At 56.7% G+C, this 16,346-nt stretch carries 13 protein-coding genes; 7 read left to right on the top strand and 6 right to left on the bottom strand.

Translation table 11 applies throughout. The features are described 5' to 3' along the window. The first annotated feature begins 16 nt into the window (after window positions 1–16). The gene (locus IOB61_RS05285) at window positions 17–1,207 is read left to right on the top strand and encodes a glycoside hydrolase family 68 protein (RefSeq protein ID WP_290813229.1); all 1,191 of its coding nucleotides are present in this window, start codon (window positions 17–19) and stop codon (window positions 1,205–1,207) included. Here the strand turns inward: IOB61_RS05285 and IOB61_RS05280 are convergent. The 3 genes from IOB61_RS05280 to IOB61_RS05270 form a co-directional block, all read right to left on the bottom strand. Further along, on the bottom strand, window positions 1,204–2,577 hold the full coding sequence (locus IOB61_RS05280; protein WP_290813226.1) for a putative 2OG-Fe(II) oxygenase: 1,374 nt from the start codon (window positions 2,575–2,577) through the stop codon (window positions 1,204–1,206). The two genes, IOB61_RS05285 and IOB61_RS05280, sit on opposite strands and share 4 nt — an antisense overlap. Window positions 2,578–2,585: 8 nt before the next feature. Then, on the bottom strand, window positions 2,586–3,902 hold the full coding sequence (locus tag IOB61_RS05275; protein ID WP_085340846.1) for an MFS transporter: 1,317 nt from the start codon (window positions 3,900–3,902) through the stop codon (window positions 2,586–2,588). A 151-nt stretch (window positions 3,903–4,053) separates the two neighbouring features. Next, entirely contained in the window at window positions 4,054–5,070 is a 1,017-nt protein-coding gene (locus IOB61_RS05270; protein WP_367272806.1) for a LacI family DNA-binding transcriptional regulator, read from the bottom strand. Window positions 5,071–5,334: 264 nt separating this feature from the next. Here IOB61_RS05270 and IOB61_RS05265 point away from each other — a divergent pair, with 264 nt between their 5' ends. Further along, window positions 5,335–5,790: a hypothetical protein gene (locus tag IOB61_RS05265; RefSeq protein WP_290813222.1), complete on the top strand. Its 456-nt coding sequence runs from the start codon at window positions 5,335–5,337 to the stop codon at window positions 5,788–5,790. A 217-nt stretch (window positions 5,791–6,007) separates the two neighbouring features. Here the strand turns inward: IOB61_RS05265 and IOB61_RS05260 are convergent, their stop codons facing one another. Beyond that, window positions 6,008–6,697 (bottom strand): hypothetical protein, encoded by a 690-nt coding sequence (locus tag IOB61_RS05260; RefSeq protein ID WP_290813219.1) that lies wholly within the window; start codon window positions 6,695–6,697, stop codon window positions 6,008–6,010. Between the two features lie 134 nt (window positions 6,698–6,831). Between IOB61_RS05260 and IOB61_RS05255 the strand changes: the two genes are divergently transcribed. Beyond that, the gene (locus IOB61_RS05255) at window positions 6,832–7,308 is read left to right on the top strand and encodes a helix-turn-helix domain-containing protein (protein ID WP_290813216.1); all 477 of its coding nucleotides are present in this window, start codon (window positions 6,832–6,834) and stop codon (window positions 7,306–7,308) included. Between the two features lie 436 nt (window positions 7,309–7,744). Here the strand turns inward: IOB61_RS05255 and IOB61_RS05250 are convergent, their stop codons facing one another. Together IOB61_RS05250 and IOB61_RS05245 are read right to left on the bottom strand one after the other, a co-directional pair. Then, window positions 7,745–9,049, bottom strand: a complete 1,305-nt coding sequence (locus IOB61_RS05250; protein ID WP_290813213.1) for a SulP family inorganic anion transporter — start codon at window positions 9,047–9,049, stop codon at window positions 7,745–7,747. Further along, window positions 9,042–9,290, bottom strand: a complete 249-nt coding sequence (locus IOB61_RS05245; protein WP_290813210.1) for a helix-turn-helix domain-containing protein — start codon at window positions 9,288–9,290, stop codon at window positions 9,042–9,044. Before IOB61_RS05245 ends, IOB61_RS05250 begins: the two co-directional genes overlap by 8 nt. A gap of 105 nt (window positions 9,291–9,395) precedes the next feature. Here IOB61_RS05245 and IOB61_RS05240 point away from each other — a divergent pair, with 105 nt between their 5' ends. The 4 genes from IOB61_RS05240 (at window position 9,396) to IOB61_RS05225 (ending at window position 15,718) form a co-directional block, all read left to right on the top strand. Then, window positions 9,396–9,704, top strand: coding sequence for an alkylphosphonate utilization protein (locus IOB61_RS05240; RefSeq protein ID WP_367272805.1), 309 nt, complete (start codon window positions 9,396–9,398; stop codon window positions 9,702–9,704). A gap of 446 nt (window positions 9,705–10,150) precedes the next feature. Next, window positions 10,151–10,975 carry a flagellin gene (locus tag IOB61_RS05235; RefSeq protein ID WP_085340862.1) on the top strand — a complete coding sequence of 275 codons (825 nt, stop codon included), beginning with the start codon at window positions 10,151–10,153 and terminating at the stop codon, window positions 10,973–10,975. Window positions 10,976–11,190: 215 nt separating this feature from the next. Further along, the gene (locus IOB61_RS05230) at window positions 11,191–12,069 is read left to right on the top strand and encodes an ABC transporter ATP-binding protein (protein WP_290813206.1); all 879 of its coding nucleotides are present in this window, start codon (window positions 11,191–11,193) and stop codon (window positions 12,067–12,069) included. A 16-nt stretch (window positions 12,070–12,085) separates the two neighbouring features. Beyond that, window positions 12,086–15,718 (top strand): M1 family aminopeptidase, encoded by a 3,633-nt coding sequence (locus tag IOB61_RS05225; protein ID WP_290813202.1) that lies wholly within the window; start codon window positions 12,086–12,088, stop codon window positions 15,716–15,718. Window positions 15,719–16,346 lie beyond the last annotated feature (628 nt).

Raw genomic sequence — 16,346 nt, 5'->3', positions numbered from 1 at the left:
TCAGGACAAATTCAGCGTGCCTCTAACCCCGTCTCCAAAACTTGTTCCTGATGTCAGCCCGCAGTGGCGACCCAATTTCTGGCGTGCGTCGCATTTGGCCCAGCTTGATGCCGCTCGCCTGCCGAGCCCACGCCTCTTTGGCGCAGCCGATGTTCAACATCTCGATCCAACTTTAACCCTGTGGGACATTTGGCCCGTTCAATTGGACAATGGCGATCTGGTTACGCTTGAGGCGGGCAGCTTATGGGTGATGTTGTCTGCGCCGCGCCTGCCAGACCCAGATGTACGCCACAACATGGCGCGGATGCGCTTGCTCTTGAAGTCTGAAGCGGGTTGGCGCGATTGCGGCAATCTTCTGCCCGATGGCTTTTCGCCGGGCAGCCGTGAGTGGTCGGGTTCTACCCGCCTGAACCCTGAAACTGGCGAAGTCACCTTATGGTTTACCGCTGCCGGTCGCCGCGGCGAAGCCAAGCCAGACTTTGAGCAACGTTTGTTCCATGCGGTCGGCACTTTGGACCTAACGGGCACATTGCCCCGCGTGACAAGTTGGCGTGGCCTCACCCAAACAGTGGTCAATACCGGTGAGCTTTATGCCGACCTGTCCATGACCCAAGGCGTGCCTGGTCAAATCAAGGGCTTCCGCGACCCTTACTGGTTCCGCGACCCTGCTGATGGCGTGGGCTATATCTTGTTTACCGCTTCGCGCGCCTCGCATTTGCCGGCCAGTCCCTATGACGGGGTGATTGGCCTTGCCAAGGCGAACGACCCAGACGGCCAAGAGGCCTTTGAGCTTTTGCCACCCATTCTGGATGCCTTTGGCCTCGCCAGTGAGATGGAACGACCGCACATGTTTGTGCGCGATGGCCTTTATTATCTATTCTGGTCGACCCAAGCGCATATCTTCGACACCCGTTTTGCCCAAGGCCCGACCGGGCTTTATGGCATGGTCGGCCCCTCTTTGTTTGGACCGTTTGAGCCCTTGAACGGCTCGGGCCTCGTGCTCGCCAATCCGCCGGAAGAGCCACGCCAAGCCTATGCCTGGCAGGTCCTACCCTCGCTCGAAGTGGTCAGCTTTGTCGATTTCTGGGGGCTAAAGGGCGGGGATATCCTAAAAGATTCAGCGCTTAAGCAAGCCCAATTTGCAGGCTCTATCGCACCGTCGAGCTATTTGAAACTGGACGGGAAGACCAGCACGATCATCGGCTAGATCGGCTGGCGAATATCAAAGGCGAGGCTTAAGCGTTCACCTGCCGCAATCGGCACGGTCCGGTGCCAATGGGTGGATGGGAAGAGAACGAGCGTTCCAGCTTTAGGGGCAATGTGATGGGTCGGGCCAAGCCCAAGCTCCAGCTCGGGCGGGCCTTCCCCAAAACTAAGGAAGCCGGCGGGCGCTGGCCCTGCCGCTGCCGTATCCGGCAGCTCTATGTGTAAGGCTGAGCTGATCCAGCCCATCGGATGGGTATGGACGCGATGAAAGCCGCCCGCCTGTAACAGGACTGACCAGCTGCCCTCAAACAGGATTGGCTTGTCCCTTGGCGGGCCCAGTAAGGGATGACCCTCACGTGGAGGCGGAAGGCCTGCCAGATAATTGGCAACCGCGCTTTGGATTTTGGCGCGGACATGTTGGATGCTTGGGATCGGGCGGAAGAAAAGTTGCCGGTCGGTTTGTGTCCCACCCTTCACCGATTGTTCCAGATAGGGGGCTTGGGCGGTGTGTAAGGCACGCAAGTCATCTGCCAGCGCGCTCAGCTCAACCCCATTTAGGCCAAGATCAATCGCACGGACATGTTCTGACGCTACCCCGTCCAGCCAATCAGCCGCTGGGTCGCCCAGAAGCCGCCAGCATAAGGACACATAGGGCCAGAACAAGCGGGCATGGGGTGTCGACACATAGGGTTTCGCGCGGGCAAGGGCGGCTTCTGGCTGGCCAAGGCGCAAAGCATGGCGCACCCGGCACAGATCAAGGCCGGGATCGGCCCAATCTTTCAAGGCATCAAACAAATGGGGATCGCGGCTTAAAGGTCCGCCGCTTTCACTCTCAATCGAGACACGGGCAACTTCTAGCCCGCGACTGGGGCCCAAAGCTTGGTGGGCTTGGGCAAGATGGGTGCGGGCTTCCTCCCATGCCTGTGCGGTTTGCAGCAAATGTAGATGGGCCAGCCGCAGGCTGAGGCTACCGGGCAAAGCGGCTATCGCGCGGCGATAGCTTTCGTCAAAGCTTTGCCGCTGGCCAATGGCCACCCGCAGGGTCGCAAGGCTCTTATGTCCGTCGAGCCATTGGGGATGTTGGGTTAAGGTATCGAGCAGGATGGTTTGGGCGCGCGCCGCATCACCTTCGGCGGCATAGGCCGCTGCATAGGTGCGGATCACATGCGGATTAGCGGGATCAAGCGCGAGGGCGCGTTCAAAGGCTGTAACCGCATCGCGCCCGGTTTCAAACCGCACCTGCGCATAGGCGAAAGCGGCGGTCGGGTTCGTAGGGCTTAAAGCGACCGCGCGCTCTAATGCGTCAAGCGCGCCCTCCATATCCTGAAGGTCGCGCTTGGCGAGGCCAGTTTGAAGCCAATTGACTGCCATAATCCTGCCTAAGCGGGGCGCTTCTCCCGCACCCACAGAACGCAGACTGCCGCAATCATCAACATGATGCCAGCCATCGTAATCACATGGCGCGCATCACCCCCCATCAAAGGCTCGTAATAGAAGGGCAAAGTTGCGGCGATCAACAACATCGGGATGACGATCATCATGTTGAAAATCCCCATATAGACCCCGGTCCGCTCTGGCGGCACAGCCCCTGACAGGATCACAAAGGGATTGCCCATGATACTGGCCCACGCCAAGCCTATGCCGATGGCGGGGATGAACAAGAGGGCCTTCTCGCCAATATGGGGCATAAACAACATGCCGATCCCGCCCAAAGTCAGACAGCAGGCATGAACAACTTCCGGCCCAAAGCGCCGCGTAAAGGGCACCATCGCGAACGCGGCGATAAAGGCAATCCCATTATAAAAGCCACCAATCTCGCCATTGGTAACCACGGCCATTCGGAAGCCTTCAGAGACCGCCTCCGACGTGCCATAAACCGACCGGCTGATGGAATAGATGATATAGCCCCAATAAGCGGCCATGCCATACCATTGAAACAAGCTCATGAGTGCCAATTTGCGCATGGCCTTTGGCATGGTGAGGATAGCGTCCCAAATCTCAAGCAGCGTGCCTTTCACCGTCAAAGGCTTGCTTTTGATATAGGCGATTTCGGCCTCAGTCAGTGGCAATTCGCGTACGCGGAAAACCGACCACAGGATCGTACTGATCGACAGGACTGCGCCAATGGTAAAGGCAACTTTGGTGGTTTCGGGAATATTGTGGGCATCAACCGCATTCACATCAAAGCCCAAAAGATTGATCATGATGGAAGGCGACAGGAAGGCCAACATCTGGGCAAGGCCCGTAAAAGCGCTCTGCGATAGGAAGCCGAATTGACGTTGGTTCGGGTTCAGCCGGTCGCTGACATAGGCGCGGTAGGGTTCCATCGTGATGTTATTGCCCGCGTCCAAAATCCACAGAAGCGAGACCGCCATCAGAATGGACGAGCTTAAGGGCATGAAGAACAGCCCAAGCGAACACATAATGGCCCCGACGATAAAATAGGGGGTACGACGGCCCCATTTGCTGGCCGTCCGGTCACTCATCGCGCCAATGATGGGTTGCACCAATAGACCAGTCAGCGGCCCTGCTAGTTGCAACAGGGGGAGCGAGGCCTCATCAGCACCCAAATAGCTATAAATCGGGCCCATATTGCCCTGTTGCAGACCAAAGCTGAACTGCAAGCCGAGAAAGCCCAGATTCATTTCCGCAATGCGCCACAAGGGCAAATGCGGCTTCAACGCCGGTTGAGTCATGTTCTTCCTCCCAAAAGTGCACCGGCGCTTATGCGCTCTGTCCTCTGGGATTTACGCTAACGCAATCGATTGCAAAAGCAAGTGGAAAAGCGAGCCCAATTTGTAGACCGAGGCGTTAGCGGCAAATCGGCGGCCGTAAAGCCCAGTCTTTCTAGCCGCCGCAGGACTTGCGCACGACCAGTTTGGGTAGAAGGGTTGCCGATGGTGCGTCTTCGCCGGCCATGCGCTTAAACAAGAGGTCGACGATGGTTCTAGCCCCTTTGGCGAGGTCTTGTTGCACACTGGTTAAGGGTGGGGTTGATTGGGCCGCGATGGCGATATCGTCAAAGCCCACGACACTGACTTGCCCCGGCACATCAATCCCCGCTGCGGCAAGGGCTTGGATGGCGGCCAGCGCGATAATGTCAGACGTGGCGAAAATCGCGTCAAAGGGCGTGCCGCTTTCAATCAATTCGCGGGCCGCTTCATAGGCGGTCTCAAACGAGAAATGGGCGGGGATCACCAGGGCAGGGTCGTGCTCAATCCCCGCCGCGCGCAAGGCCCGCACATAGCCTTCATAGCGCAAACTAATTTCGGGCAGTTCCAACATGCCCAAAAAGGCGATGCGTTTGCGGCCCAGCCCCAACAAATGATCCACGGCCCGGCGCGCCCCGCCAATATTGTCGGTCCCCACCGAACAATAGACTTGCCCACTCAAATGCCCGCCCCATACCACCAGCGGGTGATAGGATTCTGCTGCATGATTGAGGGCCTCATGTTGGTCCGATTGGCCGACAATCACCAAACCATCTTGGCGATGCGATTGGATGATCCGGTTGAGCCACCCGTCTGACGTATCGGTCACCCGGCATAGCAAGACTTGATAGCCGCGGGTCGTGATTTCATCGGCCAAGCGGCCAAACATCTCAATGAAGAAGGGGTCAGAGATTAATTGCCCCACGTCATGGCCCAAGGGGAAAACAACGCCAATGGTCTGGGTTTTCCGCATCCGCAGCGAACGAGCCGATTGATTGATGACATAGCCAGCCTCGGCGGCGATACGCTGAATTTCCCGCCGCCGGTCTTCTGGGATCAAGGGATTATCTGCCAGCGCCCGCGACACCGTCGACATAGACACCTTTGCCAAGCGGGCCACATCGGCCATCTTCAAGGGGCCATCTTCTGCCACAAATCATCTCCTTTTGCGTGTGCAAGGCTTACGCAGCTTGTCACCGCTTTCTGAAATCAGATTTGAAAGCGAACACAGATTTATGCAACCGATTTCCACATGAAGGATATACTTTTTGGGAAAGAGGTGGGGCTTTACGGCACAAGGTCTGGGACTGGGCTTCCCCATGCTTGACCGGGAAAGAAATGTCCTTACCTAGCCGTAGCCCGCGTTCAGGAAAGGGTAAGCACGCTGCCACGGCATCCAAAGACATAGGAGGTTTGAGTGCAGACTTGGAAATCGCCCCCGCCATTTTTGGGAAAGCTGTGGATTTGGCAATATCGCCAGCCGAAGGAAGGCTGGCGGGGCTGGCATGTCTCGGCTGATCGAGCCGGCGCTGAAGCCTTTATCACATGGATCAACTTCTTGCGCAGCGATGATGCCGCTTACCGTACTTTGCCCCTGGAAGTGGTTTCAGAGCCTCTCCTTTATGGGGTTGGATACAATCAAGCCTGTGATCAGCAGTTTGATAAGCTTCGCGTGGCCTATTCACCTGACGTATCCGGTCTTGAATTGGTTGCGCAGGGCAATCATCTGCAACTGACGATTGGGGCAACAAGCTGTGCAGATTTGATTGCCTGTCTTGAAAGACTTGCACGTGGAGAAGGGGACTTCGTGCTCTATACCACGACAACGAGTGGGCGTTTGTGTTGGCATTTTTGGTGGCCGCCAAGTGCTTAAGAAGTCGATGGATGGATGGCCTGTTGATTTAGGTGTGCGGTTGCCTTCACAGCCGTCGGTGCGCACCCCACACCCCCACGATGTAACCCCGCCAAAGCAAAGCGGAGAGCGCGGACCTTGTGGGACTTTACGGCGCAAGGTCCCCGATTGGCTGACGCCGTCCGGCAAGATAACCTCATGGGGGCGTGCAAAGCGCGCGGCGCCGATAGTGTTGCATTTAGCCGGAAAAAGGGGCGGCCCTGACGGCCAAAGGGAAGCCAACTTGGATCGCAAAATCAAAGCGGCCACCCTTCACAGCTTTCGCTTCCAGTTCGAGACGTCGCAAGATTTCCCGCTTAAACGCACCGCGCGGATGCCGCGCCAGCACCTCATTGACGAAGGGGCGCGGCAAATGGGCCAAACGCAATCCGGTTAAGTCAACCATCGCGCCATATTGGGTGTAACGCCCCAAAGCACCATCGCGATCTGGCTTGATGCCGACGCTGGTATGGACAATCAGCGCATCGTGGAGATGGTCGCCCGTGGCTGCTGGTTCGCCAGCCTCATGCGCACAGGCGCGGGCCGTTTGGGCGCTGCGCAGCGTAAAATCCTCGCCCGCGACGTCCTCCATCAGCCCAACATCGTGCAATATCCCGCACAGATGCAGCAATTCTGGATCAACCTTCACCTTGTCGATATGGGCTAATGCGCGCCCGAAAAGGGCAGAGCGATAGCCATGGTGCAAGAGTTCTGGGCTCTGGGAGAGGGCGGCTTCCTCGGCCAGTCGCACCAGTCGGCTATCAGGCACGGGAGGCAAGTCACTCACATCTCCCACCCGTGCCAAGCGGGGAGTTAGGCGTTGCCAAATGTTGGCCACCTGCTGCTGGCTGGCAATGGCAAGGCCGCGCGCGCATTCGGGCAAATTCATGACCCCGCCTGAGCGTTCTAGCCATCCAGGACCGCCAAATCGATGTGGATCGGGAAGCGAGGGAAGGTCACGCACGTTCAAGGCTACTGAGTCTTTATTTTGAACTTAGATCAAAATGTCCTACTCAGTCGCTGATGTCAACGCCGGAAACTTACCCCTCTGAAACTCCGATCCGATCTGCTCCGGTGGCGCGCGATGCCTGTGGCATGGCTTTGGCGACCGAGCTTTTGGGAGATCGCTGGACCCTTTTGATCCTGCGTGAGGCCTTTTACGGGGTGTCGCGCTTTGATGATTTACGCGCGGATCTCACCATTCCGCGTGGCATCTTAAGTACCCGCTTGAAGGCCCTAGTCGGTGCGGGCCTTCTGGTGAAAGCGCCTTATCGACAGGGGCGCGACCGGGTTCGCTATGCATATCAATTAAGCCCGATGGGCCAGGATCTCGCCTTAACCCTGATCGCTCTGATGCAATGGGGCGAGCGTCACCTGCAAACCGGTCCGTCCCCAGTCCGACTCACCGATCGCCGGACTGGCCAGACACTTCAAATTGCCTTGGTGACCCCCGATGGTCAGGCGGTTCCAGCCGAGCAGGTCGATTTTCAAATCGTGTGAGCGCTTGAGCGCCAAGCCCAAGAGATTGGTTTACGCCGCTCCTATCCTCGCCGGAACGAAGTGGAGAGCGGGGACCTCCGCGAGTTTGCGTTAGGAGGTCCCGGATCGGCTGCGCCGTCCGGGATGACAACGCTTTAAGATTTCTCCATCTGGACCCATTTTGGTGGAAACCTTGTTTCACCAAAATGGATCATGAAGCATGGCCGCGACATCTGGGCCGTCAAGTGCGCAGCTTTGCTGCGTCGCAAGCGAGCCGTTTTCGAAGAAAACGGACACTTGACTACCCAGAGGTCGCAGAAACAATTGAACAAGCGGTTGGGTGACCAGAATGGGCACCAAACCGCTTCCAGAAAAATCCAAAACAGAGCCATCCCCGCCAAAGCAAAGCGGAGAGCGCGCTTTCCGGCGCAAAGTCTGGGGCTGGGCTTACGCCCCGTCACGAAGGTGGATGCCGTCTATCTGGGTCTGTCTTGATGACCCTTAGTTTCACCCACGTGCCAACCGCGATCAGGGCGCAGCCCGCGGCAATGCCGGCGGTTAAATCAAACCAAGCGACCACAAGCAAAGTGATAAGCATGGCTGCGGCATGGTGGAAGGAGGATCTGGCGACGTTTGCAATCTCATGGCGTTCAATCATCCCCCAAGCTACCACCATAAGGACCCCGGCTAAGGTGGCGAAGGGAATATGGGCTGCCAGCGGCATCAGGGCTAAGAAGGCAATCAGCACAAAGCCAGCATGAAGTATGCCTGCAATCGGGCCATGGGCCCCGGCGCGGATGTTGGTCGCCGTGCGGGCGATGGTGCCTGTGACGCAGAAGCCGCCAAATAGGGCGGCCCCCATATTGGCCAAGCCTTGGGCAATTAGTTCGGCGTCTGGTCGATGTTGCCGCCCGCCCATGGAATCGGCCACCGTGGCAGAAAGCAGCGATTCAATAGCCCCTAACAAGGCAAAGGATGCCGCCGAAGGCAAGAGTTTAAGGATGAAAGCGGGATCAAGCTGGGGCAGGCTGGGGGGCGGCCAAATGCCTGCCAAAGCCCCAAATCGATCGCCTAAGGTCTCAACCGGTATGGGAAACTGCGCGGTCATAAAACTTGTAAGGACAATGGCCAGTAACATGCCGGGGAAGGCGGGTTGCCAGCGGCGTGCCCATAAAATGATCGCCATGGTTAGGAGCGCAAGCGCGCAGGCGGCTGGGTTGAAACTGCCCCGGGCAGCATAAAGTGTGCCGATTTTTCCGGTGAGGTCTGCCGGCTCATGGACAATCGTGAGCCCCAGGAAATCATGTAACTGGCTTGCGGCGATGATGATGGCGATCCCGGCGGAAAAGCCCAACACAACTGATTTCGGTATCAGGCGAACAAATCGGCCCAAGCGGAGCACGCCAGCAAGGATCAAGAAAATGCCCGCCAGAAACGTCGCTGTGATCATGCCCGCAATTCCATACGCCAGGAAGGTTCCAGCCACGGGCACAATAAAGGCCCCCGCTGGTCCACCGATTTGATAGCGGCTGCCGCCAGTTGCCGATACAATCAGGCCGCCCACAATGGCCGTAATCAACCCCTTCTCCGGCGGCAAGCCGCACGCAATGGCAATCGCCATGGATAGGGGTAAAGCAACCACCGCCACAGTTGCCCCCGCCAATGCATCCTTGCCGAAAGCCCGCAAGCCATAGCCTTCCTTCAGGACACTGATCAGCTTTGGCTTAAAGCTGCGGGCGGGGTCTGGCGCGGTCTCAGGCATCTTTCAGCCGCACCCCCCGGCCACCCGCGCTGCTTGCCTGCCCCGGACCTATGACCTCAACCCCCAAACGATCGAGTGCGTCTAATACTTTCATCAAGCTATCGACTTGTGCCCGCACAATGCCGTCACTGGCCTCCATCCGCTGGATGGTGGGCAAGGATACCCCAGCTGCGAGTGCCAGATCCGCTTGGTCGAGGCCTAAAAGGGCACGGGCCGCTTTCAGTTGGGCAGAAGTCAGCATAGTATTCCCTTTTTGATGTTTGAAACATCAGTTCCTACTGCTCAAGCTTGTCTTCTGAATGGCACTATGTCAATCAGGCCCTGACGATAAGCTAGGAACCCCACCATGAGCGCCAGCGACGATGACTATGTTTATGATGAAGCCAGCGGCGAATGGATGCCGGCATCGGAACTGGCGGCACGCACGCAAGCTGAAAGCGCTGTGGTGGTGCGCGATGCGGTTGGCAATGTGCTGCAGGATGGCGACGCCGTGGTTTTGGTCAAGGATCTGGACGTAAAGGGCGCGGGCCAAACCTTGCGTCGCGGCACGATCATCCGCTCCATTCGGTTAACGGGCGATGCGCAGGAGATTGACTGCAAGCACGACGGTATTCGCGGTCTGGTCCTGCGGGCAGAATTCGTCCGCAAACATTAAAGGCAATCCCAAAGCCTTTCGCCAAACCATCTGACAGGTTAAGGCGCAGGCGCGTTTCAAGCGGGCGTTTAGAGCCGATTTGCCGCCGCAGGAAAGAAAATGCAGGGTCACCTGCCAAAATCGCAGCCGCACCTGAAATTTTTTTCGTGTCTTTTTTCAAAGCCCTATTTTTGGCTTGGCCCAGCCTCGAGGGCAGTCAAATAAACTATAAATACTCAAAGAGAGTCATGGGATTATCCTCATTGCTATGCTGCTAAATCAAAGGAGCAAGCAACTTCTCAACCATGTTCATTACTTAACAATACGGTATTTTCTCTATTGGTAGCATTTTGTTTACCACGTTTCTCAACGTCGGATTCAGAACTCGATCTTAGGCTGGTCAGGTATTCAAAACGAATACACCTCGCTCGTAGCGGGGGAAAACCAGTATGGATGAGGGGCTAGAAATGCTCAGCGTAAACACGAATCAAGGCGCTATGGTCGCGCTTCAAACTTTGAATAAGACCAATTCAGACCTCGACAGAACCCAAAACGCAATTTCGACGGGTTTGAAGGTCGCTTCCGCAAAAGATAATGGTGCAATCTGGGCGATTGCCAACAAGATGCGCTCTGACGTTGGTGCCTATGACCGCGTCCGTGAATCGACTGACCGTGCAGCCTCCATCCTCGACACCGGCATTGCTGCTGGTGAGAGCATCATGGAACTTCTCAACGAGATGAAGGGCAAGGCTTTGGCCGGCACCCAAGCCGGTAACTCGGCCTCGGCTCAAGCCGCGTTGGCCGCAGACTTTGCTCAGCTTCGTGACCAAATCACCAGCGTCATTGCAAACGCCGTCTTCGATGGGGCGAACATGATTGCAGGTACCCCGAACAACGCCGTCGCCTTGGGTGACGCCGCAGGTGGTAACACCATCACCGTCAACGGCGCCAGCTTGGCTTTGGGCGGCACGGTCGTGACGGTTGCAGCCGGTAGCGTTCTGACGGACAACACAACCTCGGCCACCGCTTTGGGCTTGGTCAACGCCTCGATCACCAACTTGGGTACCCAATTGGCAACCTGGGGTGCTGGTGCAAAGCGTTTGGAAGTGCACCGCACCTTCATCGGCAAACTGCAAGATGCTTTGAACAACGGGATTGGCGCGATTGCTGACGCTGACCTCGCCAAGGAAAGCGCCAAGCTGCAGGCTCTGCAAACCAAGTCTCAGCTGGGCATTCAGGCGCTGTCGATTGCCAATAGCTCGTCGCAGGCGGCCCTGTCGCTGTTCCGCTAAACGAACAATAACACACATCTCCTTCAAACTGGGCTCAAGCTGGAAGGCTTGGGCCCTTTTTGATGCCCGCTTAGGGCTTTGGTGAGACTGCCGCTTCACGAGGCGTTGTCTAAAGTTCGGTTTCTTCCGAAAAGTTTGTGACGATAATTTAATGGTTTGGGGCCATTGCCGCCCGAAAATAGGCGCGTTACCCTTCGTTAAAACGGGGGACTATTATGCTTAAGATTTCCGGCCTGACGCATGTGTATAGCAATGGCGTGAAAGCGCTTGATGATGTCAATTTGACCATTTCTCCGGGCATGTACGGCCTTTTGGGGCCTAATGGTGCGGGCAAATCCACCTTGATGCGCACCATTGCGACCTTGCAGACCCCCACATCGGGCGCGATTGAGTTTGGCAAGATTGACGTGCTGCAGCAGCCAGAACTTTTGCGCGAGACTTTGGGCTATTTGCCGCAAGATTTTGGCGTCTATCCGCGCGTGACCGCCAAGGACATGCTGAACCATATGGCCATTCTAAAGGGCTTTGCTGGCGCGAAGGAGCGCAAGGAAGTCGTTGAAGGGCTCTTAAATCAGGTCAATCTCTGGCAGGTTCGCAACAAGGCCATCGCAGGGTTTTCGGGTGGGATGCGTCAACGTTTTGGCATCGCTCAGGCCCTGATTGGGGCTCCAAAACTCATCATCGTGGATGAGCCGACCGCGGGCCTCGACCCAGAGGAGCGCAATCGCTTCTTGAACCTGCTCGCCGCAATCGGCGATGAAGTGGTGGTGATCCTGTCCACGCACATTGTGGAAGATGTCGCCGACCTTTGTCCGGCTATGGCCATTTTGGCTGGGGGTCGGATTGTGGCTGAGGGGGCGCCAAAGGACTTAACCCAGGCCCTGTCGGGCAGGGTCTGGCGCAAGACCATCGCGCGGGCGGCCTTAGCCGATTATCAAGCGCGGATGCACGTGATTTCCTCGCGCCTCTTTGGGGGGCAAACCGTCATTCACGTCTTGGCCGATCAAGAACCCGAGGCTGGCTTTGTCTCGGTCGAAGGCGGATTGGAAGATGTCTATTTCTCAACCCTAGCTGCCATGCGCGCTGCCGCTTGAGATCGGGACCTTCATCATGAAATCCTTGCGCCAATTCCTGTCCGTGGCCGGCTTTGAGTTCGGCTATCAACTCCGTAACCCGGTCCTTTGGGTCAGCTTTACGCTCTTTTTCTTGCTGACTTTCGGGGCTGTCACCGTGGATGAAATCCAGATTGGTGGCACGGGCAATACCAATATTAATTCGCCATTTGCCATCAACCAAACCGTCATGGTGATGGGCATTTTCGCCTTGTTTGCCGTTACAGCCTTTGTGGCCAACGCCGTCACCCGCGATGATGAGACCGGCTATGGCCCGATCCTGCGCGCGACGCGCTTGGGCAAGGGGGCCTATCTGTACGGCCGCTTTGCCGGGTCTTGGATGGCGGCGGCTGTGGGCTATTTGTCGGTACCTTTAGCAATCCTGATCGGCTCTTTCATGCCGTGGCTGGATCAGGAAAAGGTCGGCCCCTTGGTCCTCAGCCATTATGCCTTTGCCTATTTCATCATCGCTTTGCCGATGCTGTTTGTGTTTGGCGCCATGTTGTTTGCCTTTGCGACCGCGACACGGTCGATGATGGGGGCCTATCTGGCGCTTATCGGTATCTTGATTGCCTGGGTCACCACGGGTGTCTTGTTCGACAAGCCTGAGTTGAAGGATGTTGCGGGCCTGGCGGACCCAACAGGTGTCCGCGCCTTGTTCCGGCAAACCGAATATTGGACCGCGGCCGACCGCAACACGCGATTGCCAGAATTGGTCGGCACCTTCCTGCAGAATCGCGCGATCTGGCTTTCGGTCGCCTTGGCCTTTTTGGGCTTGGCTTTCCTCCTCTATCGCCCGGGCGGCAAAGGCGCAAAAGCGGATAAAGCCGCCAAAGCAGGTAAAGCGGTTGCTGCGCCAATTGTGGCCACAGCCCCGGTCATCGCCCCTGTCCTGACAGGTCAAGTCCGCACCGCGCAACTTTGGGCGCGCACCCTATTTGATGTGAGGGCTGTCCTCTTCAGCCCAGCCTTTTTTGTGCTCTTGGCTTTGGGCCTCTTTAACGCCATGGGCGCGCTTCTCTTTGCGGATGAAGTGCGCGGAACCGCGATTGAGCCTGTCACACGGTTGATGGTCGTCGCTCTCCAAAGCTCCTTCTCGATCATCCCCATCATTATCGCAGGCTTTTACGCGGGCGATCTGGTGTGGCGTGACCGCGAGCGGCGCATGGCAGAGATTGTCGATTCCACGCCGGTCAGCGATTGGGCCTTTGTGCTCCCAAAAGTCTTGGCGATTTTCTTGGTCCTTTTGGCGACCAATATTGTCGGCATGCTTGCGGGGATGGGTGTTCAGCTGTTCAAAGGTTATGCAGGCCTTGAGCCCATGGGCTATCTCTTGTGGTGGATTGTGCCCGGCACGATTTCCGCATTGCAACTCGCCATTCTCGCTGTCTTCTTCCAAGCCCTTTCACCAAATAAATATGTCGGCTGGGGGTGTCTGGTTGTCTATCTTGTGGCCTCCATCACCTTGGCCAGCATGGGCTTCCAGCACAATCTCTATAATTTCGGCAGCAGCCCCGGCACGCCTTTGAGTGCCTTTAACGGCATGGCACACTTCTGGATCGGCAAAACCTGGTTCGACCTCTATTGGGGTGCCTTCTGCGTGGTCTTGGTGGTCTTGGCCTATGGCCTCTGGCGACGCGGCGCAGAAACCCGTCTGATGCCACGTATCCGCCGTTTCCCCCGCCGCATGATGGGCGCGACCGGCTTGGTGCTTGCCTCGGCTATTGCAGCCTTCGCAGGTCTGGGCGGCTGGATTTTCTACAACACCAATGTGCTCAACATCTATCAATCCAGCGTCGCTGGCGAAGAAAGCCTCGCTAATGCGGAAAAGGCGCTCGCCCAATATGAAGAGATGCCAGACCCAAAGATTACGGACGTAAAGCTCACCGTCAATCTGCGCCCAAAGGATCGCCAAGCCGATGTCACCGGCAGCTATGTCATCGAAAACCAAACCGGTGCCCCGCTGACCCGCATGATCGCCGTCCTACCTGAAAAGTCGACGGTGGAGCGGGCAAGCCTAACAATCCCCGGCGTCGTGGTTGAAAAGGCGTGGCCAGACTATGGCACCACCCTCTATCGATTTGAGACGCCGATGGCACCGGGCGAAAAGCGTGTGGTGACCTTTGAAACCGTCTATGGCCGCAAGGGCTTTACCAATAACAGAGGTCAAAGCCGCCTGATCGCCAATGGTACTTTTCTCAATAATTTCGAGCTAACGCCCATTTTGGGCGTCTCGCGCGGCAATTGGTTGACCGATCGGTCTAAGCGGCGAAAATACGGCCTCGATCCTGACCGCCGCCCGTATAAGCTTGAAGACCCCAAGGGCGACGCGCATCATTATTTGCGGCCCGATAGCCATTGGGTGAATGCCGATATCACCGTCAGCACAGACGATGATCAAATCCCCATCGCGCCGGGCTATCAGGTTTCAGAGACCAAGAAGGATGGAAGGATCACCCGTCGCTTTGTGACCGAGGCACCCATTCATCACTTCTTCTCGATCCAATCGGCGCGCTATGGCGTGAAGCGGTCGCAAGTCTTAGTGGCGGGCAAGCCTGTCTCGGTCGAGCTCTATCATCACCCGAAACATACCGCGAATTTGGACCGAATGGAGAAAGCGGCCCATCGCTCGCTCGTTCTCTTCTCAGAGCGTTTCTCGCCCTATCAATTCCGTCAATTCCGCATCTTGGAATTTCCGGCCTATGAAACCTTTGCCCAATCCTTTGCCAATACGGTGCCCTTCAGCGAGGACATCGGCTGGCTGCAGGCCAATCGCGATCCTAAGAAAATCGACCTCGTCACCTTTGTGACGGCGCATGAAATCGCGCACCAATGGTTTGCCCACCAATTTGTTGGCGGCGACAAGCAAGGCTCGACCATGTTGTCAGAGAGCTTCTCGCAATATGGCGCGCTATTGGTGATGGAAGACATGTTGGGTCCCGAACATGTCCGCCAATTCCTGAAGAACGAACTTGATTCCTATTTGGGTGCCCGCGGCAGCGAAGTGGTCGAAGAATTGCCGCTCAATCGGGTCGAGAACCAAGGTTATATCCATTATAATAAAGGGGCCTTGGTGATGTATTTCTTGCGCAATGAGGTGGGCGAGGCTCCGGTCAATGCCGCCATCCGCAAGATGATCGCCCAATTCGCCTTTAAGCCCGCGCCCTATCCGACCAGCGCCCAATTCATCGCATTCCTGCGCGAAGAGGTGGGGCCAGACCCGGTTAAACAACAGCTGATCACCGATTTGTTCGAAAAGATCACGCTTTATGATGCCAAAGTATCCAGTGCGACAAAGGTCCTACTCCCCGATGGACGGTGGCAGGTGACGGCAACAATAGAGGCCAAAAAGCTCTATGCCGATGGCGAGGGCAAAGAGACCGAGGCCCCCATGTCTGAAGCTTGGGAAATAGGCCTCTTTAACCTAAAGCCGGAAGATAAGGCCTTTACCAAAGCCAATGTCTTGGCCTTTGAACGCCGCCCGATCCGCAGCGGCCGCCAACAAGTGGTCTTCACTTTGCCCGCGACCTCTGAGCCCAGCTTTATCGGCATCGACCCTTATGTGAAACGGATCGACCGCAATAGCGACGATAATCTCATCGCGGTTGAGGCGGCCACGGCCGGGAAGTAGCGGGGCCTCAGGCCTGAACGCTGTCATCTTGGACGGCAACGTCGAGCTGGGATCTTGTGCCGCAAAGTGCCACAAGATCCCAGCGCTTCGGCGGGGATGACGGTTTTGGGATTTCTTTTTGTCTGGAAGCGCTTTGGTGCCCATTCTGGTCACCCAATCGCTACCGAAATTGTTTCTGCGACCTCTGAGTAGTCAAGTGTCCGTTTTCTTCGAAAACGGATCGCTTGCGACGCAGCGAAGCTGCGCACTTGACGACCCGGATGTCGCGGCCATGCTTCATGATCCATTTTGGTGAAACAAGGTTTCCACCAAAATGGGTCTAGATGGAACTCCCCTCTCCCGCTGGGAGAGGGGTCGGGGGTGAGGGCTTGCGCTCACAAAAATGAAACGATGATGGCCAGCTCTAAACCTCAGAACACAATTAGCTTTTGCCCCCCACAAGCCCTCACCCCTTTCCCCTCTCCCTGTGGGAGAGGGGAGCGCATAGATAAAAACTTATCCCCCACTCCCCAAACCTCAGATATCCTACCCCCATCTCCAATGAGAGGGCGTTGTTGCTGCAGCGGCAACACCGGTTGGGGATTGGTAAGCGGGACTAAGCAGGGTTGAAGTGGCGACCTTGTGTTTC

Source organism: Aquidulcibacter sp., assembly GCF_020253525.1.
GTDB lineage: Bacteria > Pseudomonadota > Alphaproteobacteria > Caulobacterales > Aquidulcibacteraceae > Aquidulcibacter.
The sequence above is the reverse complement of the archived record's forward strand: the minus strand, read 5'-3'. Positions and strand labels throughout refer to the sequence as shown.